16 protein-coding genes are annotated in these 21239 nt (G+C 74.6%); 13 read left to right on the forward strand and 3 right to left on the reverse strand.

What is annotated here, in order from left to right:
- The first annotated feature begins 31 nt into the window (after positions 1–31).
- Both AC4OR8_RS17595 and AC4OR8_RS17600 read left to right on the forward strand, forming a co-directional pair.
- Positions 32–1051, forward strand: a complete 1020-nt coding sequence (locus tag AC4OR8_RS17595; RefSeq protein ID WP_492166903.1) for an LLM class flavin-dependent oxidoreductase — start codon at positions 32–34, stop codon at positions 1049–1051.
- Between the two features lie 135 nt (positions 1052–1186).
- Positions 1187–2080: an SDR family oxidoreductase gene (locus AC4OR8_RS17600; protein WP_492166904.1), complete on the forward strand. Its 894-nt coding sequence runs from the start codon at positions 1187–1189 to the stop codon at positions 2078–2080.
- A gap of 61 nt (positions 2081–2141) precedes the next feature.
- Here the strand turns inward: AC4OR8_RS17600 and AC4OR8_RS17605 are convergent, their stop codons facing one another.
- The gene (locus AC4OR8_RS17605) at positions 2142–2906 is read right to left on the reverse strand and encodes an IclR family transcriptional regulator (protein WP_492166905.1); all 765 of its coding nucleotides are present in this window, start codon (positions 2904–2906) and stop codon (positions 2142–2144) included.
- 140 nt (positions 2907–3046) lie between these two features.
- Here AC4OR8_RS17605 and AC4OR8_RS17610 point away from each other — a divergent pair, with 140 nt between their 5' ends.
- From AC4OR8_RS17610 to AC4OR8_RS17635, 6 genes are all read left to right on the forward strand, one after another.
- Positions 3047–5251 carry a malate synthase G gene (locus tag AC4OR8_RS17610; RefSeq protein WP_492166906.1) on the forward strand — a complete coding sequence of 735 codons (2205 nt, stop codon included), beginning with the start codon at positions 3047–3049 and terminating at the stop codon, positions 5249–5251.
- A complete protein-coding gene (locus AC4OR8_RS17615; protein ID WP_492166907.1) occupies positions 5248–5676 on the forward strand; it encodes a GlcG/HbpS family heme-binding protein in 429 nt (142 codons plus the stop codon). The genes AC4OR8_RS17610 and AC4OR8_RS17615 overlap by 4 nt, the downstream gene beginning before the upstream one ends.
- 4 nt (positions 5677–5680) lie before the next feature.
- Positions 5681–7195 carry an FAD-linked oxidase C-terminal domain-containing protein gene (locus tag AC4OR8_RS17620; RefSeq protein ID WP_492166908.1) on the forward strand — a complete coding sequence of 505 codons (1515 nt, stop codon included), beginning with the start codon at positions 5681–5683 and terminating at the stop codon, positions 7193–7195.
- Positions 7195–8484 (forward strand): FAD-binding oxidoreductase, encoded by a 1290-nt coding sequence (locus AC4OR8_RS17625; protein WP_492166909.1) that lies wholly within the window; start codon positions 7195–7197, stop codon positions 8482–8484. Before AC4OR8_RS17620 ends, AC4OR8_RS17625 begins: the two co-directional genes overlap by 1 nt.
- Positions 8484–9875: a glycolate oxidase subunit GlcF gene (glcF, locus tag AC4OR8_RS17630; RefSeq protein ID WP_492166910.1), complete on the forward strand. Its 1392-nt coding sequence runs from the start codon at positions 8484–8486 to the stop codon at positions 9873–9875. The genes AC4OR8_RS17625 and glcF overlap by 1 nt, the downstream gene beginning before the upstream one ends.
- Before the next feature lie 75 nt (positions 9876–9950).
- Positions 9951–11729: an L-lactate permease gene (locus AC4OR8_RS17635; protein WP_492166911.1), complete on the forward strand. Its 1779-nt coding sequence runs from the start codon at positions 9951–9953 to the stop codon at positions 11727–11729.
- A 70-nt stretch (positions 11730–11799) separates the two neighbouring features.
- Here the strand turns inward: AC4OR8_RS17635 and AC4OR8_RS17640 are convergent, their stop codons facing one another.
- Complete coding sequence (locus AC4OR8_RS17640; protein ID WP_492166912.1) at positions 11800–12927, reverse strand: SDR family oxidoreductase; 1128 nt, start codon at positions 12925–12927, stop codon at positions 11800–11802.
- An 86-nt stretch (positions 12928–13013) separates the two neighbouring features.
- Between AC4OR8_RS17640 and AC4OR8_RS17645 the strand changes: the two genes are divergently transcribed.
- The 3 genes from AC4OR8_RS17645 to AC4OR8_RS17655 all read left to right on the forward strand — a co-directional run bounded on the left by AC4OR8_RS17645 (position 13014) and on the right by AC4OR8_RS17655 (position 15778).
- Positions 13014–13808 (forward strand): SDR family NAD(P)-dependent oxidoreductase, encoded by a 795-nt coding sequence (locus AC4OR8_RS17645; protein ID WP_492166913.1) that lies wholly within the window; start codon positions 13014–13016, stop codon positions 13806–13808.
- Between the two features lie 387 nt (positions 13809–14195).
- A complete protein-coding gene (locus AC4OR8_RS17650) occupies positions 14196–14540 on the forward strand; it encodes a hypothetical protein (RefSeq protein WP_492166914.1) in 345 nt (114 codons plus the stop codon).
- Entirely contained in the window at positions 14537–15778 is a 1242-nt protein-coding gene (locus AC4OR8_RS17655; protein ID WP_492166915.1) for a hypothetical protein, read from the forward strand. Before AC4OR8_RS17650 ends, AC4OR8_RS17655 begins: the two co-directional genes overlap by 4 nt.
- Positions 15779–15847: 69 nt before the next feature.
- Here the strand turns inward: AC4OR8_RS17655 and AC4OR8_RS17660 are convergent, their stop codons facing one another.
- Positions 15848–17491 (reverse strand): ABC-F family ATP-binding cassette domain-containing protein, encoded by a 1644-nt coding sequence (locus AC4OR8_RS17660; RefSeq protein WP_492166916.1) that lies wholly within the window; start codon positions 17489–17491, stop codon positions 15848–15850.
- A gap of 193 nt (positions 17492–17684) precedes the next feature.
- Here AC4OR8_RS17660 and zwf point away from each other — a divergent pair, with 193 nt between their 5' ends.
- Both zwf and AC4OR8_RS17670 read left to right on the forward strand, forming a co-directional pair.
- The gene (gene zwf / locus AC4OR8_RS17665) at positions 17685–19112 is read left to right on the forward strand and encodes a glucose-6-phosphate dehydrogenase (RefSeq protein WP_492166917.1); all 1428 of its coding nucleotides are present in this window, start codon (positions 17685–17687) and stop codon (positions 19110–19112) included.
- Complete coding sequence (locus AC4OR8_RS17670; RefSeq protein WP_492166918.1) at positions 19105–21030, forward strand: glycoside hydrolase family 15 protein; 1926 nt, start codon at positions 19105–19107, stop codon at positions 21028–21030. The genes zwf and AC4OR8_RS17670 overlap by 8 nt, the downstream gene beginning before the upstream one ends.
- Positions 21031–21239: the final 209 nt, after the last annotated feature.

Here is a 21239-nt window from a genome sequence, read left to right on the forward strand (position 1 = left end):
ACAACCGGGCGGCGAAATGGTTGAATCTTTCATGAAGAAGATCGGGTTCCTGTCATTCGGTCACTGGACGCCGTCGCCGCAGTCGCAGACGCGCTCGGCCTCCGACGTGCTGCTGCAGTCCATCGACCTCGCCGTGGCCGCCGAAGAGCTCGGCGCCGACGGGGCGTACTTCCGCGTGCACCACTTCGCCCACCAGCTGGCCTCGCCGTTCCCGCTGCTCGCCGCCGTCGGGGCGCGCACCAGCCGCATCGAGATCGGCACGGGCGTGATCGACATGCGCTACGAGAACCCGCTCTACATGGCCGAGGACGCCGGTGCGGCCGACCTGATCTCGGGCGGCAGGCTCCAGCTCGGCGTCAGCCGCGGCTCACCGGAGCAGGTCGTCGACGGCTTCCGGTACTTCGGGCACGTGCCCGGCGAGGGCCAGGACGCCTCCGACATGGCCCGCGAGCACACCCAGGTGCTGCGCGAGGTGCTGCGCGGCAAGGGGTTCGCGCAGCCCAGCCCGCGCCCGATGTTCCCCAACCCGCCCGGGCTGCTGCGCATCGAGCCGCACTCCGAGGGCCTGCGCGAGCGCATCTGGTGGGGCGCCGGCACCCGCGCGACCGCCGAGTGGGCCGCCGAGCAGGGCATGCACCTGATGAGCTCGACGCTGCTCAGCGAGGACACCGGCGTGCCGTTCCACCAGCTGCAGGCCGAGCAGGTCGAGCGGTTCCGCAAGGCCTGGGCTGACGCCGGTCACGACCACGAGCCCCGGGTGTCGGTGAGCCGCAGCATCTTCCCGATCGTCAACGACCTCGACCGGGCCTACTTCGGGCGCGAGGGCGGCAGCGGTGACCAGGTCGGCTACCTCGACGGCGGCAAGGCCCGCTTCGGGAAGACCTACGCCGGGGAGCCCGACCGGCTGATCGAGCAGCTCGCCGGCGACGAGGCCGTCGCCGCGGCCGACACGCTGCTGCTGACGATCCCCAACCAGCTCGGCGTCGACTACTGCGCCCACGTGCTGGAGACGCTGCTGACCGACGTCGCCCCGGCACTCGGCTGGCGCTGAGCCGCGCCCACCCCGTCGTCGCCGTCCGCCCCGCGGGGTGGTGGCGGCGCGGGGTGGCGGCGGCACAGGGTGGAGCGGTCCCGGTCACCAGGACCGGCCAGCAGCACCAGCGAGCACCGTCCCCCGAGGAGCGCCATGAGCGACCAGTACACCTTCACCGACCCCGTCGGCCAGTACCACACCGGCGGCTTCGCGGAGCAGCAGCAGGACGGCCCCGGCCTGGCCAGCGAGCTCACGCCGCGCGCCGACCACGGCGAGGAGTCCTACCGCGGGTCGGGCCGGCTCGAGGGCCGCAAGGCGCTGGTGACCGGGGCCGACTCCGGCATCGGGCGTGCCGCCGCCATCGCCTTCGCCCGGGAGGGCGCCGACGTGGTGCTGAACTACCTGGAGAGCGAGCAGTCCGACGCCGAGGAGGTGGCCGCGCTGGTGCGTGAGGCCGGCCGCACCGCCGTGCTGGCCCCCGCCGACATCGCCGTCGAGGAGCAGGCCCGCGCGCTGGTGCGCACCGCGGTGGAGGCGCTCGGCGGGCTCGACCTGCTGGCCAACGTCGCCGGCAAGCAGCAGACCCAGGAGCGGCTGGCCGACCTCACCTCGGCGCAGTTCGACGAGACGTTCCGCACCAACGTCTACGCCCTGTTCTGGATCACCCAGGAGGCGCTGCCGCACCTGCCCCCGGGGTCCTCGATCATCAACACCAGCTCGATCCAGGCGTACACGCCCTCGCCGTCGCTGGTCGACTACGCCACCACCAAGATGGCCATCAACACCTTCAGCAAGGCCCTGGCCCAGCAGGTGGCGCCGCAGGGCATCCGCGTCAACGTGGTCGCGCCCGGCCCGTTCTGGACGCCGCTGCAGACCGCCGGCGGTCAGCCCACCGAGGCGCTCCCGCAGTTCGGCCAGGAGACGCCGCTCGGTCGGGCGGGGCAGCCCGCCGAGATCGCCCCGGCCTACGTCTACCTCGCCTCGGCGGAGTCGGGCTACGTCACCGGCGAGACGCTGAACGTCAACGGGGGCATGCCCACCCCCTGAGCCACGGACGCCGGCCCGGTGCCTCGTCGGGTCGGTGTCGTCGGATCGGTGTCGCGCCGGATCAGGCGCCGTGCATCCGTCCAGCCAGGTGCCGGCCCGCCTCGCGCAGCAGCGGCACGGCGCGGGCCACCAGGTCGTCGGTCATCCTGGTGACCGGCCCGGAGACCGACACCGCCATCCACGACACCGGCTCGCCGACGGCCACGGCGACGCAGCGCACGCCGGTCTCCTGCTCCTGCTCGTCGAGCGCGTAGCCGCGTGAGCGCACCGCGGCCAGGTCGGCGAGCAAGTCGGCCTCCGCGACCAGCGTGTGCTCGGTCTGGCGGGCCAGGCCGACCCGACGCACGTGCTCGAGCGCGTGGACGTCGTCCAGGCGGGCCAGCAGCGCCTTGCCGACGCCGGTGCTGTGCAGGTCGACCTGGCGGCCGACCTCGGTGAACATCCGCATGGTGTGGCGCGACGGCACCTGCGCGACGTACTCCGCCCGCGAGCCCGAGAGCACCGCGAGGTTGGCGGTCTCGCCGAGGGCGTCGACCAGCCGGGTCAGCACGTCGCCGGTGTCGACGCCGGCCATCGAGCCGGCGCTGGCGCCCAGCGGCACCAGCCGGAACCCCAGCGCGTAGCGGCGGCTTGGCAGCTGTCGCATGTAGCCGCGGTCGACCAGCGTGCGCAGCAGCCGGTGGGTCGTCGGCACCGGCAGGTCGGCGGCGGCGGCGATCTCGCCGATCGTCACGTCCCCACCGTGGCCCGCGACGACCTCGAGCAGGTCGAGCGCACGGTGCAGCGACTGCACCCCGCCTGCGCGGGCCGGTGCGGGCTCGGTCATGGGCAGCTCCCCTCGCAGTGGTTGACGTCACAGCATCACGCGGGCTAGTTTCGTGGGACGAAGTCAGTGTTCCACGATGTGGAATTACGAGCAAGTCCGACCGGGCGGACGAGAGCCCGACGACCGAGTGAGGGAGCGGCATGGCGGAGCGGATCACGGTGGGCGGGCTGCAGGTGGCCGAGGAGCTCCACCGGTTCGTCGAGGAGGAGGCCCTGCCGGGGTCGGGGGTCGACGCGGCGGCGTTCTGGCGGGGCGTCGACGAGGTCGTGCACGACCTCGCCCCCCGCAACCGCGAGCTGCTGGCGCGGCGCGAGGAGCTGCAGGCCCAGGTCGACGACTACCACCGCGCGCACCCCGGCGTCCCCGACCCGGAGCACTACGCCGCCTTCCTCACCGAGATCGGCTACCTGCTCGACGAGCCCGGCACGGTGGAGGTGACCACCGCCGGCGTCGACGACGAGGTGGCCCGCACCGCCGGTCCCCAGCTGGTGGTGCCGCTGCTCAACGCCCGTTTCGCCACCAACGCCGTGAACGCGCGCTGGGGCTCGCTCTACGACGCGCTCTACGGCTCCGACGTCGTGCCGCGCGAGGGCGACCTCGCCCCGGGCGACGACGGCTACAACCGGGTGCGCGGCGACGCCGTGATCGCCCGCGGTCGGGCGCTGCTCGACGACCACTTCCCGCTCGGGGCCGGTTCCCACAGCGACGCCACGGCGTACGCGGTGGACGGCGAGGGCCTGGCCGTGACCACCGCCGACGGCGTGCGCCGCCTGGCCGACCCCGCCCAGCTGGTCGGCCACCGCGGTGACGCCACCGCCCCGGAGGCGGTGGTCCTGGTGCACCACGGCCTGCACGTGGAGGTGCAGGTCGACCACGACCACCCCGTCGGCTCCACCGACGCCGCCGGTGTGAAGGACCTCCTGCTGGAGTCGGCGGTCTCCACGATCATGGACCTCGAGGACTCCGTCGCCGCCGTCGACGCCGCCGACAAGGTCGGGGGCTACCGCAACTGGCTGCACCTGATGGACGGGACGCTGGCCGAGGAGGTCACCAAGGGCGGGCGCACCTTCACCCGCTCGATGAACCCCGACCGCACCTGCACCGCCCCCGACGGCAGCGAGGTGACCCTGCGGGGGCGCTCGCTGCTGTTCATCCGCCAGGTCGGCCACCTGATGACCACCGACGCCGTGCTCGACCGCGACGGCCGCGAGGTGCCCGAGGGCATCCTCGACGCGCTGGTCACCGCGCTGGGCAGCATGCGCGACCTGCGCGGGGAGTCGCGGCTGCGCAACTCCCTCACCGGCGCGATGTACGTCGTGAAGCCCAAGATGCACGGCCCCGAGGAGGTCGCGTTCACCGTCGGTCTCTTCGAGCGCGTGGAGCAGGTGCTCGGGCTCCCGCCGCTGACCATCAAGGTCGGCATCATGGACGAGGAGCGCCGCACCACCCTCAACCTCAAGGCCTGCATCGAGGCGGCGCGCGAGCGCGTGGCGTTCATCAACACCGGCTTCCTCGACCGCACCGGCGACGAGATCCACACCTCGATGCTCGCCGGCCCGGTCGTGCGCAAGAACGACATGCGGGGCGAGACCTGGATCCGCGCCTACGAGGACTCCAACGTCGACACCGGCCTGGAGTGCGGGCTGCTCGGCCACGCCCAGATCGGCAAGGGCATGTGGGCCGCGCCCGACAGCCTGGCCTCGATGATGGAGGCCAAGGTCGGCCACCCGCAGGCCGGGGCGAGCTGCGCGTGGGTGCCCTCGCCCACGGCCGCCACCCTGCACGCCCTGCACTACCACCAGGTCGACGTGCGGGCCCGGCAGGAGGAGCTGCGCGCCGGCGGACGCCGCGCCGGCCGCGACGACCTGCTCACCGTGCCGCTCGGCGACCCCGCGTCGTGGTCGCCCGAGGAGCGGCAGGCCGAGATCGACAACAACGTGCAGAGCCTCCTGGGCTACGTCGTGCGCTGGGTCGACGCCGGGGTCGGCTGCTCCAAGGTGCCCGACATCACCGGCGAGGCGCTGATGGAGGACCGCGCGACCTGCCGCATCTCCGCGCAGCACGTCGCGAACTGGCTGCACCACGGCGTCGTCACCGCCGAGCAGGTCGAGGAGACGCTGCGACGGATGGCCGCGGTGGTCGACGAGCAGAACGCCGGCGACCCGACGTACGCGCCGATGGCGCCGGGCTTCGACGGCGAGGCGTTCCTCGCCGCCCGCGAGCTGGTGCTCGAGGGGCTCGCGCAGCCCAGCGGCTACACCGAGCCGATCCTGCACCGCCGCCGCGCCGCACGGAAGCAGGCCGGAACGACCGAGCACACCCAGCAGACGGAGGGGAACGCATGAGCCTCGACCTGGAGGTCGCCCGCACGATCGTGGCCGGCGCCCGCGCCCACGCCGCGACGGCAGGGCTGAAGCCGATGACCGTGGTGGTGCTGGACACCGGCGGCCACGTGGTGGCCGTGGAGCGGGAGGACGGCTCGTCGACGGGCCGGTTCGCCATCGGGTTCGGCAAGGCCCACGGTGCGCTGTCGCTGGGCATGGGATCGCGCTCGATCATGGCGCGCGCCGAGCAGCAGCCGTACTTCGTCGCCGCCGTGACCTCCGCCGTCGGCGGCTCGCTGGTGCCGGTGCCGGGCGGGGTGCTCGTGCGCGACGCCGGCGGCGCCCTGCTCGGGGCCGTCGGCGTCACCGGCGACACCTCGGACGCCGACGAGGCCGCCGCAGTGGCCGGCATCGAGGCCGCCGGCCTCACCGCGCAGGTGGACTGACGCCGTGGCCACCACCGAGCCCGCCGCCCCGCCCGACCCGGCCGACAGCACGGCCCGGGACGCCGGCATCGCCGCGGTCACCGCGGCGGCGCGGCGCGCGCTGCCGCAGGAGGGCGTGATCACCGACCACGCCCGGCTGCGCACCTACGAGTGCGACGGGCTCGCGCACTACCGGGTCACGCCGGCGCTGGTGGTGATGCCCGAGGACGCCGCGCAGCTGGCGGCCGTCGTGCGTGCGTGCGCCGAGCACCGCGTGCCGTACGTCGCCCGCGGCTCCGGCACCGGGCTGTCCGGGGGAGCGCTGCCGCACGCCGACGGCGTGCTCGTGGTGACCTCGCGGATGCGGGCGATCACCGCCCTGCGCCCCGACGACCAGCGCGCCGTGGTCGAGCCCGGGGTGATCAACCTCGACCTCACCCGCGCCGCCACGCCCCACGGCTACTACTACGCCCCCGACCCCTCGAGCCAGCAGATCTGCTCGATCGGCGGCAACGTCGCGGAGAACTCCGGCGGGGCCCACTGCCTGAAGTACGGCTTCACCACCAACCACGTGCTCGGCGTCGACCTGGTGACCCCCGCGGGCGACACCGTCGCGCTGGGCGGAGACGCCCCCGACAGCCCCGGCTACGACCTGCTCGGCGCGGTCGTCGGCTCCGAGGGCACCCTCGGCGTGGTCACCTCCGCCACGGTGCGGCTGGTGCGCCTGCCCGAGGAGGTGCGCACCATGCTGGTGGGCTTCGCCAGCACCGACCAGGCCGGCGCCGCGACGTCGGCGATCATCGCCGCCGGCATCGTGCCGGCCGCGATCGAGATGATGGACGCCCTGGCCATCGAGGCCGCGGAGGCCGCGGTGCAGTGCGGCTACCCGGCGGGCGCGGGCGCGGTGCTGGTGATCGAGCTCGACGGCGCGGCCATCGAGGTGGCGGCCGAGCACGCCGAGGTGGAGCGGCTGTGCGCCGACAACGGCGCCTTCGAGCAGCGCCTGGCCACCGACCCGGTGGAGCGCGCCCTGATCTGGAAGGGCCGCAAGTCGGCGTTCGCCGCCGTCGGGCGGATCAGCCCCGACTACATCGTGCAGGACGGCGTCATCCCGCGCACCGCGCTGCCGCAGGTGCTCACCGCGATCGCCGAGCTGTCCAGCACCTCCGGGGTACGGGTGGCCAACGTGTTCCACGCCGGCGACGGCAACCTGCACCCCCTGGTGCTCTTCGACGACGCCGTCGAGGGCGCGGGGCAGGCCGCCGAGGAGGTCAGCGGCGCGATCCTCGACCTGTGCATCGAGCACGGCGGGTCGATCACCGGCGAGCACGGCGTGGGGATGGACAAGGCCAAGTACATGCCGCGGATGTACACCGACGACGACCTCGACACCATGCAGATGGTGCGCTGCGCCTTCGACCCCCACCACCTCTCCAACCCCGGCAAGGTGTTCCCGACACCCCGCCTGTGCGGCGAGGTGCCCGGGCGGCACAAGGGCGCCCACCCGCTGCAGGACGCCGGCGTCGCGGAGGTGTTCTGATGAGCGCCCCGACCCTGGCCGCGACCGCTCGCGAGGCCCTCGCCTCGGCCTGCGCCGAGGTCCGTGAGCCCGCCGACGACCACCGTGACGGCGTCGACGCCGTCGACGGCGTCGTGCCGGGCCTGGTGGCGCGGCCCGCCGACGTCGCCCAGGTCAGCGAGGTGCTGCGCGCGGCCACCGCCCACGGGCTCACCGTCGTGCCCCGCGGGCGCGGCACCAAGCTGTCGTGGGGCGTGCCGCCGACACGCGCCGACGTGCTGCTCGACCTCGCCGGCCTCGACGCCGTGCTCGACCACCAGGCCGGCGACCTCATCGTGGCCGCGCAGGCCGGGACCCGCCTGCGCGACGTGCAGGACGTCGTCGGCGGCGCCGGGCAGCGCCTCGCCATCGACGAGACCGTCCCCGGCACCAGCGTCGGCGGCCTGCTCGCCGCCGCCACCAGCGGGGCGCGCCGCCTCGCGGTCGGCACCGCCCGCGACCTGCTCATCGGGGTCACCGTGGTGCGCGCCGACGGCGTGGTGGCCAAGGCCGGCGGCCGGGTCGTGAAGAACGTCGCCGGCTACGACGTCGGCAAGCTGGTCATCGGCTCCCTCGGCACCCTGGCCGTGGTGGTCGACGCGACCTTCCGGCTCCACCCGCTGCCGGCGTCGCGGGCCTGGGTGAGCGCGCCCGCGGCGACCCCCGCGCAGGCGCAGCGCCTCGTGCAGGCGGTGCTGCACGCCCAGGCCGTCCCGTCGGCCGTCGAGGTGGAGTGGCCCGCGGGCCAGGCCACCGCCCCGGGCGGCGTGGTCAGCGTGCTCCTCGAGGGCCGCGACGACGGCGTCGCCGGTCGCGCCGCCACGGTGCGGGCGCTGCTGGGCGCCGAGGCCCAGCACGTGGGCCAGGACGAGCCGGGCGGGGGAGCGACGTACCCCTGGGACGTCGCCGCGCGCGGCGACGACCGCGCCTGCGCGCTGAAGCTGACCTTCGCCCTGACCGGGCTCGCCGACGTGCTCACCGCCGCCGGCGAGGTCGGGGCCCACGTGCGCGGATCCGCCGGCACCGGGGTCGCCTACGCCGCCCTGGCGCCGGGCACCGACGTGGACCACGCGCGCACGGCGCTGGCGCGGCTGCGCGCCGCGACCGGCGCCCACGGCGGGAGCACGGTCGTCGTGGACGCCCCGCGCGAGGTGAAGGCCGGCCTCGACGTGTGGGGGCCGGTGGCGGCGGTCGACCTGATGCGCCGCGTGAAGGACCAGCTCGACCCTGACCACCGGCTCGCGCCGGGCCGCTTCGTGGGAGGCATCTGATGACGCACACGTCCGACGACGACACCCGGCCCCGGGAGGGGACCACGCTGGGGGAGATGGGTGGCGTCGTCGACCTCGGCATGCCCGCCGCCGGCGGCGCCTTCGACGAGCACCACCCGCCCGACCCGGCGCTGGTCGGCGACTGCGTGCACTGCGGCTTCTGCCTGCCCACGTGCCCGACGTACGCCCTGTGGGGCGAGGAGATGGACAGCCCGCGCGGGCGCATCCACCTGATGAAGCAGGGCCTCGAGGGCGAGCCGATGACCGACTCGATGGTCGAGCACTGGGACCGCTGCCTGGGCTGCATGGCGTGCGTGACCGCCTGCCCCTCGGGGGTGCAGTACGACGTGCTGATCGAGCAGACCCGCGCCCAGGTGGAGCGCCACCACCAGCGCAGCCCCGGCGACCGGGCCCTGCGCGGGCTGATCTTCGCGCTGTTCCCGCACCCCCGGCGGCTGCGGCTGCTGCGCGGGCCGCTGCGCGCTGCGCAGGCCGCCGGCCTCGACCGCGCGCTGCGGCGCACCGGGCTGCTGGAGCGGGTCTCGCCGCAGCTGGCCGCCATGGAGGGACTGGCCCCTCGGCTGGGCCGCCCCGAGCCGCTGCCGCCGTACATCGACGCGCTCGGTGAGCGTCGCGGCGTCGTGGGCATGCTCACCGGCTGCGTGCAGGGCGCGTTCTTCCCCGGCGTCAACTCCGCCACCGCCCGGGTGCTGCGCGCCGAGGGCTTCGACGTGGTGGTGCCGCCCGCGCAGGGCTGCTGCGGTGCGCTGTCGGCCCACAACGGACGCGAGGAGGAGGCGCAGGACTACGCCCGCCGCCTCGTCGACGCGTTCGCCGACAGCGGCGTGGAGCACGTCGTGGTCAACGCCGCCGGCTGCGGCTCCACGATGAAGGAGTACGCCGCGCTGCTGCGCGACGACCCGGCGTACGCCGCCCGCGCCGAGGCGTTCAGCGCGAAGGTGCGCGACGTCTCGGAGATCCTCGACGAGCTCGGCACCGTCGCGCCGCGCCACCCCCTCGAGGTGACCGTGGCCTACCACGACGCCTGCCACCTCGCCCACGCCCAGGGCGTGCGGGCCCAGCCGCGTCGGCTCCTGGAGGCCGTGCCCGGCCTGCGGGTGGCCGAGATCGCGGAGGCCGAGCTGTGCTGCGGCTCGGCCGGTATCTACAACATCCTCAACCCCGAGCCGGCCCGCGAGCTCGGCGACCGCAAGGCCGCCAACATCGTGGCCACCGGCGCCGAGGTGCTGGTCACCGCCAACCCCGGCTGCCTGATGCAGGTGGCCTCCGCGATCGAGCGCTCGGGCCACCCGATGGGGATGGCCCACACCATCGAGGTGCTCGACGCCTCCATCCGCGGCGTGGGCCCCAGCGCCCTGCTGCGGACCTGACCGACCCGGTCCCGCGCCACCCGTCCCACCCACCAGCCCGACCCACCCGTCACCGTCGTTCCCGGGAGCCGCCCCATGTTCCAGCAGGACCTGCAACCCGTCGGCGACTCGCTCGCCCTGAGCGCGTTGTGCGCCGCACTGCCGCTGCTCACCCTGTTCATCCTGCTCGGCGGGCTGCGCCTCAAGGCCTGGGTGGCCGGGCTCATCTCCCTCGGCGTCGCGCTCGTCGTCGCCGTCGTGCTCTACGGCATGCCGGTGGGCCAGGCGGTGCTCGCCGCGGCCGACGGCGCGGCGTTCGGCTTCTTCCCGATCCTGTGGATCGTGATCAACGCGATCTGGGTCTACAACCTCACCGTCGCCTCGGGCCACTTCGACGTGCTGCGCCGCTCCTTCGAGAAGGTCAGCCCCGACCAGCGGATCCAGGCGATCATCATCGCCTTCTGCTTCGGCGCCCTGCTCGAGGCGCTGGCCGGCTTCGGCACGCCGGTGGCGATCACCGTGGTGATGCTGATGGCGCTGGGGTTCCGCCCGATCAAGGCCGCCGCGGTCGCCCTGATCGCCAACACCGCCCCCGTCGCCTTCGGCGCCCTGGCCACCCCCATCGTCACGCTGGCCTCGGTGACCTCCGCGGTCAGCGACGACCCGCGGCTCACCGTCGACGGCCTCGGCGCCATGGTGGGCCGGCAGACGCCGGTGCTCGCCGTGATCGTGCCGCTCATCCTGGTGTTCGTCGTCGACGGACGTCGCGGGGTGAAGGCCACCTGGCTGCCGGCGCTGGTGTGCGGGTTCGCCTTCGCGCTGGCGCAGTTCGTGGCGGCCAACTACATCTCGGTGCCGCTGGCCGACATCGTCGCCGCGCTCGCCGGTGCGGCCGCCGTCGTCCTGCTGCTGCGGGTCTGGAAGCCGGCCGACGTGCTGACCTCCGCCCAGGCGGGCGCCGAGGAGGACGAGAAGGAGGAGTCGACGGCGCGCACGTCGTCGCGGCGCTCGCCGTCCGGGGTGTCCACCGCGGTCACCTCCTCGACCGGGCGCGGCGCGACGACGGCCGGGGCCCCGGCGGGCTCGGCCGGGTCGGCCGCGGCCACCGACGCGGGGGTCCACGACAGCGGGGCCGACGTCGCCAAGGCCTACGCGCCCTACCTGGTGATCATCGCGATCTTCTCGATCGTCAGCATCCCGGCCGTGGTCGACCTGCTCGCGAAGGAGCCGTTCACCTACGCACCGGCGTTCCCCGGCCTCGACATCAGCAACCCCGCCGGCGACCCCGTCGCGACGCTGTTCAAGCTGAACTGGCTCTCCGCGGCCGGCACGCTGATGATCTTCGCCGGCATCATCACCGCCCTGATCCTCAAGGTGTCGCCGGGCGAGGCCCTGCGCACCTACGTGCGCACCTACGTCGAGCTGCGCTCGGCCATCATCACCGTGATGGCGGTGCTCGGCCTGGCCTACGTCATGAACCTCTCGGGCCAGACCACCTCGCTGGGCGCGTGGCTCGCCGGGGCCGGCGGGGCGTTCGTCCTGCTCTCGCCGATCCTCGGCTGGATCGGGGTGGCGGTCACCGGCTCCGACACCTCCGCCAACGCGCTGTTCGGCGCGCTGCAGGTGCAGACCGCCCGCGAGGCCGGCCTCGACCCGCTGCTGATGGCCGCCGCCAACACCTCCGGGGGCGTGCTCGGCAAGATGGTGAGCCCGCAGAACCTCGCCATCGCCGCCGCCGCGGTCGGCATGGCCGGTCGCGAGGGAGACATCTTCCGCAAGGTCATCGGCTGGAGCCTGGGGCTGCTGCTGCTCGTCTGCATCCTGGTCGGGCTGCAGTCCACCCCGGTGCTCGGCTGGATGGTGCCCACGCAGTGACGCCGGCGGACCGGGAGGGGGACACCTCCCGGTCCGGGGCGGTACGACGTACGGCGTGCCGCGGGCCGGGTCAGCCGACCCGCGGCACCACCCGGTCGGCCTCGAGGCGGTCGAACAGGTCGAGGAAGCACTGCAGGGTGCTGCGGTAGCCGGTGAAGCCGGCCGCACGGCTGCGGGCGAGGTCGGTGAGGCACTCCATGTCGCGCCCGAGGTCGCCGTCGGTGTGCCACCACGACGCCACGCGGTCGAGGTCGCCCTCACGCAGGCCCTCGCGCTCGGCGATCGCCGCCCACACCGGTGCCGCGTCGGCCACCGGCCCGGCCATCTGCTCGGCCAGCGGCCGGGGCGCGTCGGCGTACCCCTCGGGCCGCACGCCGAGCCGGTCGGCCAGGCGGGGCCAGAGCCAGCGCCAGCGGAAGACGTCGCCGTTCGCGACGTTGAACGCGGTGTCGGCCGCGGCCGGGGTGGTCGCCGCCCAGTGCAGCTGCTCGGCCAGCAGGCCGGCGTCGGTCATGTCGGTCAGCCCGTCCCACTGGGTCTGCGAGCCGGGGAAGACGAAGGGGCGGTCCAGCTCGCGGCACACCGCGGCCTGCACCGCGAGGGTCTGCCCCATGTTCATCGCGTTGCCCAACGCGGAGCCGATGATCGTGTGGGCGCGGTGCACGCTCCAGGTGAACCCGTCGCGCGCGGCGGCGGCGAAGAGCTCGTCCTCCTGGACGTAGTAGAAGTTCGGGTACGCCAGCCGCTGCTCGTCCTCGTGGAACGGGGTGTCCGGCACCTCGCCCTGGCCGTAGGCCTCGAACGGGCCCAGGTAGTGCTTGAGCCCCGTCACCAGCGCGACGTGGCGCACCGTCTCGGCCGGCCGCACGGCGTCGAGCACGTCGCGGACCATCGCGCCGTTGACGCGGATGTTCTCGTCCTCGGTGTCCTGGCGGGCCCAGGCGGTGATGAACACGTGGGTGGGGGCGTGCGGGGCCAGTGCGGTGCGCAGGTCGTCGAGCCGGGTCAGGTCGGCCAGCACGGGCTCGACGCCCTCGACGTCGCAGGGCGTGCGGCGCGAGAGCCCCAGCACCCGCCAGCCGCGGGCGACGAGCAGGTCGCAGAGGGCACGGCCGGCGATGCCGGTGGCACCGACGACGAGCGCGGTCGCGTCGGTGGTGTCGGGGACGTCGGGGAGGGCGGCGGGGGAGGTGGTCACCCTGTCCACGGTAGGAGCGGGCCCGTGCCGGGACCCGGGCGGGGAGGGGCACGGAACACTCCGGGCCGGCGCGTGGTTCGCCCCGCATGACGCTCTCCCTCGACCTCACCGGACGCACCGCCCTGGTCACCGGCTCGACCCAGGGCATCGGCCTGGCCATCGCCCGCCGCCTCGCCGAGGCCGGAGCCCGCACCGTGGTCAACGGCCGCACCCCCGAGCGGGTGGACGCCGCGCTGGCGGGGCTCGCCGCCGACGGCCTCGACGTCGTCGGGCTGGCCGCCGACGTCGCCACGGCCGAGGGCGCGGAGCAGCTCGTGGCCGCCGAGCCCGCGGTCGACGTCCTGGTCAACAACCTCGGCGTGTTCGGGGCGCAGCCCGCGCTGGAGATCACCGACGACGAGTGGCGCCGCTACTTCGAGGTCAACGTGCTCTCCGCGACCCGGCTGGTGCGCGCCTACCTCCCGGGCATGGCCGCCCGGGGCTGGGGCCGGGTCATGAACATCGCCAGCGACTCCGCCGTGGCGGTGCCGGTCGAGATGATCCACTACGGCATGTCGAAGACGGCGCTGCTGGCGGTGTCGCGCGGCTTCGCCAAGGAGGCCGCCGGCACCGGGGTCACCGTCAACTCCGTGATCGCCGGTCCCACCCACACCGAGGGCGTCGAGGACTTCGTGCGCGAGCTCGTCGGCGACCAGCTGCCGTGGGAGGAGGCGCAGGCCGAGTTCATGCGCACCCACCGGCCCCAGTCGCTGCTGCAGCGGCTCATCGAGCCCGAGGAGATCGCCAACCTGGTCACCTACCTCGCTTCGCCGCTGGCCTCGGCCACGACCGGTGCGGCGGTCCGCGTCGACGGCGGGTACGTCGACTCGATCCTGCCCTGACCGCGGCGTCGCGGGGCCCCTGGGCTGGCGTGCCCGAGTGGCGCAATCGCGCTGGTCGAGCACCGCGAGCACCGGGCCGGCCGCACAAGTGGCGCAAACCGACCCGCCGCGGCGGCGTACGCCTGGCGCGACCTGGGGACGGCACCGACCGGCGGGCCGGCGCGAGCTGTCCCGCGAACAAGGCCCGGCCAACCCGACAGGCCACGTCGGCCCCACCGTTCACACCGGTCGGGGCAAACCCTCGGTTGTCGACCGAGGCTTCGGCCGACAACCGAGGGTTTCACCGGATATCCGGTGGAACCCGCGCCACCCACCGCCCGGAGCGCCGGGGCCGAACCGCCCGGGCGGGGAGGGGTAGAACCGTCGCCGGCGGGGTAAGCGGGGCCCATGGCAGACGCGGATCTCGAGGTCCCCCTCGACGCCCTCGACCTGGTGGGTCGGATTCTCGACGAGGTGGGGGTCGACCTGTCGGCCCGCGCCGCGGGCCTGCGCAATGCGCCCGACGTCGGCGCCTCGACGGCCCACCTCACCGACGCCCTCGCCCGGCTGTCCCTGGCCTCCGGGGGCCTGGCCCAGCGGCTGACCGGTCTGGCCGGGGGGTCCCGCGACGTCGGCACGGGCCTCACCGGCACCGACGAGGCGGTCGGTGACGCCCTGACCTCCCTGACCGGGCAGGTGGGGGACCAGGTGGCAGTCGTGGTCGTGCCGGTCGCGCCGGGGACGACGCGATGAGCGGGCGCGTCGAGGCGGCGTTCGCGACGCTGCTGCCGCTGGGCCGGCCGCCGGTGGTGGACACCCAGGTGCCGACCGACCGGGCGGGTGTCGCGGCAGCTGCGGCGGTGGTGCGTGACGTGCTGGCCGCGCTCGACACCGCCGAGACCCAGGTGCGGGCGGCGCGCCAGCAGTCCTCGGGCATGCGGGGGCGCACCGCGGCGGCGATCGAGAACCAGGTCACCACGGCGGCCACCGACCTCGCCGGTCTCGCCGACCGGCTCGCGGCCCTGGCCGCCGCGCTCGCCGACTTCGACGCCGGCATCCAGGGCGCCTCCGACGCCATGGCCACGGCGCGCACCACCGCGGCCGCGGGGTCGCTGGTCGTCACCGACACCGCCATCACCGGCGCCACCCCGCCCGAGCGCATGGACGCCGCGGAGCGCCAGGTATGGACCCGCGTCGTGGAGAGCGTGGACGCCGCACGCACCGCCGAGCTCGACGCCCACCACCGCCTCGCCGACGGCATCGCGCGCTCCACCGGCGACGGCTTCCTCGACGACCTGCTCGGCCGGCTCGGGGTGGCGCCTCCCGCTCCCGTCGACACCGGTCTCGACGTCGGCGTGGCGGCGGAGCCGGCCGTCGTCGAGGTGCTCGCCGTCGTCGAGCCGGCGGCGCCCACCGACGCCGCCCAGACGGCGGACCCCGTCGGCTCGCGGGTCGCACCCGCTGCCGCGGGCGGGCCGGTCGTGGGGGCGGCGGGGAGCAGCGGTGTCCCGCCGTGGGCGGTCCCCGGCGCGCTGGCCGGTGGCCTGCTCGCGGTCCCCGCCGCGCGCGCCGTGGCCCGCGCCGTCGCGGGGCGTCGTGCCGGCGGCGCCGAGGGCGTCGCGCCGATCGGCTCCACCGCCTCCGCCCGCACCACCTCGGCCGTCGGCACCGCGGGGGCCCCGGTGCGCGGCGGGACGACGGGCACCTCCGGCGCCCGGTCGGGGCCGAGCCGGGTCGACCGGGTCGACCGGCTGCCCCCGGGGCTGCGCGCCGGTGCGCGCTCCGACTGGGACGCCGACCGCGGGGCGACCGACCGCAGCGGGTCCAGCGACCGCAGCGGCCGCCCCGGCACCACCGGCGCCGCGGGTGCCACCGACCCCGGCCGCGCCGGGCGCCGGGGCGAGCGCGCCGACGACCGTCCCACGGGCGCCGGCGGGTCGCGCAGTCGGCGCCGGGAGCCGGTCGACCCGTTCACCGAGGACGACGACTGACCGTCAGCCCACATCCGGCGCCCGGACCCGCGCCCGCACCGCCGCCCGGACCGCCGCCCGGACCGCCGCTCAGCCCAGGGTCGAGGTGACGGTGCCGTCCGCGACCTCCCAGCGCCGGTCGAGGCGCACGGCCTCGAGCAGGCGCCGGTCGTGGGTGACCAGCAGCAGGGCGCCGCGGTAGGCGTCGAGGGCCTGCTCGAGCTGCTCGATGGCCGGCAGGTCGAGGTGGTTGGTGGGCTCGTCGAGCACCAGCAGGTTGACCCCCCGGGCCTGCAGCAGCGCCAGCGCGGCGCGGGTGCGCTCGCCGGGGGAGAGCCGGTCGACGCGGTTGGTCACCTGGTCGGCCCTCAGCGCGAACTTCGCCAGCAGGGTGCGCACCTCCGCAGCGGTCCACTGCGGCACCTGCGCCTCGAACGCCTCACCCAACGGCAGGTCGTCGGCCAGGGTGGCGCGGGCCTGGTCGACCTCGCCGACGGCCACGCTGGCCCCGAGCGCGGCGGTGCCGCTGTCGGGGGTGTCGTGGCCGAGCAACAGACGCAGCAGCGTGGTCTTGCCGGCGCCGTTGGGCCCGGTGATGCCGATGCGGTCGCCCGCCTCCACCTGCAGCGACACCGGCCCCAGGGTGAAGTCGCCGAGGTGGCGGGTGGCCTCGTTGAGGGTGGCCACCACCGCGCTGGAACGCGGCGCCGCGGCGATCTCCAGCTGGAGCACCCACTCCTTGCGCGGCTCGTCCACCTCCTCGAGGCGGGCGATGCGCGACTCCATCTGCCGCACCTTCTGGCCCTGCTTCTCCGACGACTCCGTCTGCGCGCGCCGGCGCACCTTGTCGTTGTCGGGGCTCTTGCGCATCGCGTTGCGCACGCCCTGGCTGCTCCACTCGCGCTGCGTGCGCGCCCGCGACACCAGGTCGGCGCGGGTCGCGGCGTACTCGTCGTAGGCCTCGCGGGCGTGCCGGCGGGCGACCGCGCGCTCCTCGAGGTAGGAGTCGTAGCCGCCGTCGTGCACGGCCACCTGCTGCTGGGCGAGGTCGAGCTCGACGACCCGGGTGACGCAGCGGGCGAGGAACTCGCGGTCGTGGGAGACCAGCACCACCCCGGCGCGCAGCCCGCGCACGAACGCCTCCAGGCGCTCGAGGCCGGGCAGGTCGAGGTCGTTGGTGGGCTCGTCGAGGAGGACGACGTCGAAGCGGCTCAGCAGCAGCGCGGCCAGCGCCGCCCGCGCGGCCTGCCCGCCGCTCAGCGACGTCATCAGGGCCCCGGCGCCCACGTCGAGCCCGAGGTCGGCCAGCACGGCGCCGGTGCGGTCGTCGAGGTCGGCGGCGCCGCTGGCCATCCAGTGGTCGAACGCCGCGGCGTAGGCGTCGTCGGCGCCGGGCTCGCCGGAGCCCAGCGCCGCGGCGGTCTGCTCCATGCGGGCGGTGGCCGCGGCGGCGCCGGTACGTCGGGCGAGGTAGCCGGCCACGGTCTCCCCGGGCAGCCGCTCGTGCTCCTGCGGCAGCCACCCGACGAACGCGTCGGCCGGTGCCGTCGCCACCGTGCCGCCGAGCGGCTCCGCCTGCCCGGCCAGCAGCCGCAGCAGGGTCGACTTGCCGGCCCCGTTGGCACCGACGACCCCCACCACGTCGCCCGGGGCGACGGTGAGGTCGAGGCCCTCGAAGAGGGTGCGGTGGGCGTGGCCCCCGGCCAGGTCCTTGGCCACCAGGGTTGCGCTCACGGCTCCGATCCTAGGCGGGCGCCGACCCCGGGCGGCCCTCGCCCCGCCACCGCCCGTCCGCCACCCGGCCACCCCCCGGCCGTCGCAGCACCACCACACTTCGGACGGCGGCTGGTCACCTCTTCAGGTGCCCTGGTAGTCCTGGGAGGGGGCGCACCCCGCCCGCCCCTCCCGCTCCTTCGAAAGGTCCGCCGTGACGCCACGACCCGACTCCGCCGGTGAAAAGCTCCCCCCGCACGTGATGGTGCTCTTCGGCGCCACCGGGGACCTCGCCGCCCGCAAGCTGTTCCCGGGCTTCTACCGCCTCGCCGAGGACGGCCGGCTGCCCGCCGACTTCCGCCTCATCGGCAGCGGACGGCACTCTCCCGGCTCCGACGACGAGTTCCGCGAGCAGGTGCGCAAGGGCCTGGAGGACGGCATCGAGGACCCCGACCGCGAGGTGCTCGACGACCTGGTGTCGCGGGTCAGCTTCCAGGTGTCGACGTCCGACGACGGCGCCGACCTCGCTGCCGCGATCGAGGCCGCCGAGAAGGAGCTCGACGCCGACGTCGCCGACGTGCGCCGGCTGGTCTACCTCTCGGTGCCGCCGAGCGCCATGCAGGGCATGATCGCGATGCTGGGCCGCGAGGGCATCACCGAGCGCGCCCGCCTGGTGATCGAGAAGCCCTTCGGGCTCGACCTCGCCAGCGCCCGCGAGCTCGACGCCAGCCTCAAGGAGGTCGTCGACGAGGACCAGGTCTTCCGCATCGACCACTTCCTGGGCAAGGAGGCGGTGCAGAACATCCTGGCGCTGCGTTTCGCCAACGGCCTGTTCGAGCCGGCCTGGAACCGCGAGAGCGTCGAGTCGGTGCAGATCGACGTGCCCGAGGCCCTCGGTCTCGAGGGTCGCGGCAGCTTCTACGAGTCGACCGGCTGCCTGCGCGACATGGTCTCGACCCACCTCAGCCAGCTGCTGGGGTTCGTCGCGCTGGAGGACCCGCACGACTTCGACGCCACCACCCTGCGCGACGCCAAGTCGGCGGTGTTCGCCGCGATGCGTCCGCTCGACCCCGAGCGCGTCGTCTACGGGCAGTTCGAGGGCTACCGCGACGACGACGACGTGGCCGACGACTCCGACGTCGAGACGTTCGTGGCCATCGAGGCGTTCATCGACAACGACCGGTGGCGCGACGTGCCGTTCTACCTGCGCACCGGCAAGTCGCTGGCCGAGGGCCGCCGCACGATCACGCTGCGGCTGCGCACCCCGCAGACGAAGATCTTCTCGAACCAGGCCGCGACCAACGAGCTGGTGCTCGAGCTCACCGACGACCCGCAGGTGCTGGTCGACCTGCAGGCCAAGATGCCCGGCCCCGACATGGAGCTGGTGGGGGCCACCCTGCGCCTCGACCTCGGCGACGACGTGCCCGACGGCGACCCGCTCGAGGCCTACGAGCGCCTCCTGCTCGACGTGCTGCGCGGTGACCAGACCCTGTTCACCCGCTCCGACGAGGTCGACCGCATCTGGCAGGTCGTGCAGCCGGTGCTCGAGGCGCCGCCGTCGGTGCAGCCCTACACGCCGGGCTCGTGGGGACCGCAGGCGGCCCTCGACCTGCCGACCGGTGGGTGGCGCCTCGGTGGCTGAGCCCGACGTGGTGGCGGGGGACGGGGACCCCGCCACCGACGACGGCCACCACGGCCGCACGCAGGAGCAGCCCGAGGGCCAGCAGGACGGCACGGAGCGTCCCGACGCCGACCGGCCGTTCGTGGCCATCGCAGACCACGGCCTGATCGGCGACCTGCGCTCGTGCGCACTGGTCGGCACCGACGCCACCATCGACTGGTTCTGCGCCCGCCGCTTCGACGCCCCCAGCGTGTTCGGCGCGCTGCTCGACCCGGGCGAGGGCGGCGCCTGGCGCCTGGAGCCGGTGGGCGGGGCGACCACGACCCACCAGTTCTACTTCCCCGACTCCAACATCCTGGTCACCCGCTTCCTCACCGAGGAGGGCGTGGCCGAGGTGCAGGACTTCATGCCGATCGTGCGCGCCCACGACGCCGACCACCGCCAGCGCATCGTGCGCCGGATCACCGCCGTGCGCGGCACCGCCCACCTGCGCATGGAGCTCGCTGCTCGCCCCGACTACGGCCGGGTGGTGCCCGAGGTGACGGCGGTCGACGGAGGAGTGCTGATCACCGGCGACGGCGTCCGCCTCGGGGTCACCTCCACGACCGAGCTGACGACGTACGACGCCTGCGTGGGCGCCGACGTGACGCTGAGCGGCGGGGAGACGGCGCTGTTCGTGCTGCACGTGCTCGAGGACGGCCAGGACCTGCCGGTCGACGAGCCCGGCGCCACCGACGCGCTCTTCGAGCAGACCGCCCGCTTCTGGCGCGAGTGGCTCGGCCGCTCCACCTACCGCGGGCGCTGGCGCGAGATGGTCGACCGCTCGGCGCTGACGCTGAAGCTGCTCACCCACGAGCCCACCGGGGCCATCGTCGCCGCACCCACCACGAGCCTGCCCGAGCGCGTCGGCGGCGGGCGCAACTGGGACTACCGCTACGTCTGGATGCGCGACGCGGCGTTCTCGCTCTACGCGCTGCTGCGGCTGGGCTTCACCGACGAGGCGCAGGCGTTCATGGGCTGGCTCTCCGAGCGGCTGCACGACAGCAGCGAGCAGGTCGACGAGCTGGGCCCCCTGCGGGTGCTCTACGACATCGACGGCAACGTGCCGGTCACCGAGCACGAGCTCGACCACCTGCGCGGCCACCTCGACTCCCGCCCGGTGCGGGTCGGCAACGCCGCCGTCGACCAGCTGCAGCTCGACATCTACGGCGAGCTGATCGACTCGGTCTACCTGTTCAACAAGTACGGCAACGGCATCAGCCACGACGCGTGGACCGACCTCACCCGCGCGCTGGGCTGGCTGATGGACAACTGGCAGCGCGACGACGCCGGCATGTGGGAGATCCGCGACGACCCGCGACCGCACACGACGTCGCGGTTGATGTGCTGGGTGGCGATCGAGCGGATGATGCGCATCGCCCGCCAGCGCGGCCTGCCCGGCGAGCTGGCCCGGTGGGGCGCGGTGCGCGACGAGATCTACACCCGCATCATGGAGCACGCCTGGGACGGCGACGTCGGGGCGTTCATGCAGTCGGAGGGCTCCGACACCCTCGACGCCGGCGTCCTGCTGATGCCGATGGTGAAGTTCGTGGCCCCCGACGACCCGCGCTTCGCCTCGACGCTGGCCGAGGTGGAGCGCCGGCTGGTCTCCGACAGCCTGGTCTTCCGCTACGACCTCGACGCCACCACCGACGGCCTCGACGGCGAGGAGGGGACGTTCTCGCTCTGCTCGTTCTGGTACGTCGAGGCGCTCACCCGCATCGGTCGCATCGACGACGCCCGCCTGGCGCTGGAGAAGATGTTCACCTACGCCAACCACCTCGGCCTGTACGCCGAGCAGATCGGGCTGGCCGGCAACCAGCAGGGCAACTTCCCGCAGGCGTTCACCCACCTGTCGCTGATCAGCGCGGCGATCAACCTCGACCAGCACCTGGGCTGAGGCCAGGGGCGCAGCGGGGGTCCGCTAGCATCGACCCCCGAAAGGGAGTAGTCCCCAACAGCTGCGTCGACATGCTGTCCCGCCTCGGCGGGACCGGTGCAGCGGGCCCCGGCCTCGGCCGGTGGCGGACGAGACTTTCGACCAGTGCAGCGACCCACCCGGACGCGCCTGGTCGAAGGCGCGTCCGTCCCGGCGTGCTCTCGGACCAG

The organism is Nocardioides sp. FY1077 (genome assembly GCF_058681775.1).

Coding starts and splice junctions, on each gene's coding strand:
- AC4OR8_RS17595 (WP_492166903.1), top strand. CDS start 32: ATGAAGAAGATCGGGTTCCTGTCATTCGGTCACTGGACGCCGTCGCCG.
- AC4OR8_RS17600 (WP_492166904.1), top strand. CDS start 1,187: ATGAGCGACCAGTACACCTTCACCGACCCCGTCGGCCAGTACCACACC.
- AC4OR8_RS17605 (WP_492166905.1), bottom strand. CDS start 2,906: ATGACCGAGCCCGCACCGGCCCGCGCAGGCGGGGTGCAGTCGCTGCAC.
- AC4OR8_RS17610 (WP_492166906.1), top strand. CDS start 3,047: ATGGCGGAGCGGATCACGGTGGGCGGGCTGCAGGTGGCCGAGGAGCTC.
- AC4OR8_RS17615 (WP_492166907.1), top strand. CDS start 5,248: ATGAGCCTCGACCTGGAGGTCGCCCGCACGATCGTGGCCGGCGCCCGC.
- AC4OR8_RS17625 (WP_492166909.1), top strand. CDS start 7,195: ATGAGCGCCCCGACCCTGGCCGCGACCGCTCGCGAGGCCCTCGCCTCG.
- glcF (WP_492166910.1), top strand. CDS start 8,484: ATGACGCACACGTCCGACGACGACACCCGGCCCCGGGAGGGGACCACG.
- AC4OR8_RS17635 (WP_492166911.1), top strand. CDS start 9,951: ATGTTCCAGCAGGACCTGCAACCCGTCGGCGACTCGCTCGCCCTGAGC.
- AC4OR8_RS17645 (WP_492166913.1), top strand. CDS start 13,014: ATGACGCTCTCCCTCGACCTCACCGGACGCACCGCCCTGGTCACCGGC.
- AC4OR8_RS17650 (WP_492166914.1), top strand. CDS start 14,196: ATGGCAGACGCGGATCTCGAGGTCCCCCTCGACGCCCTCGACCTGGTG.
- AC4OR8_RS17655 (WP_492166915.1), top strand. CDS start 14,537: ATGAGCGGGCGCGTCGAGGCGGCGTTCGCGACGCTGCTGCCGCTGGGC.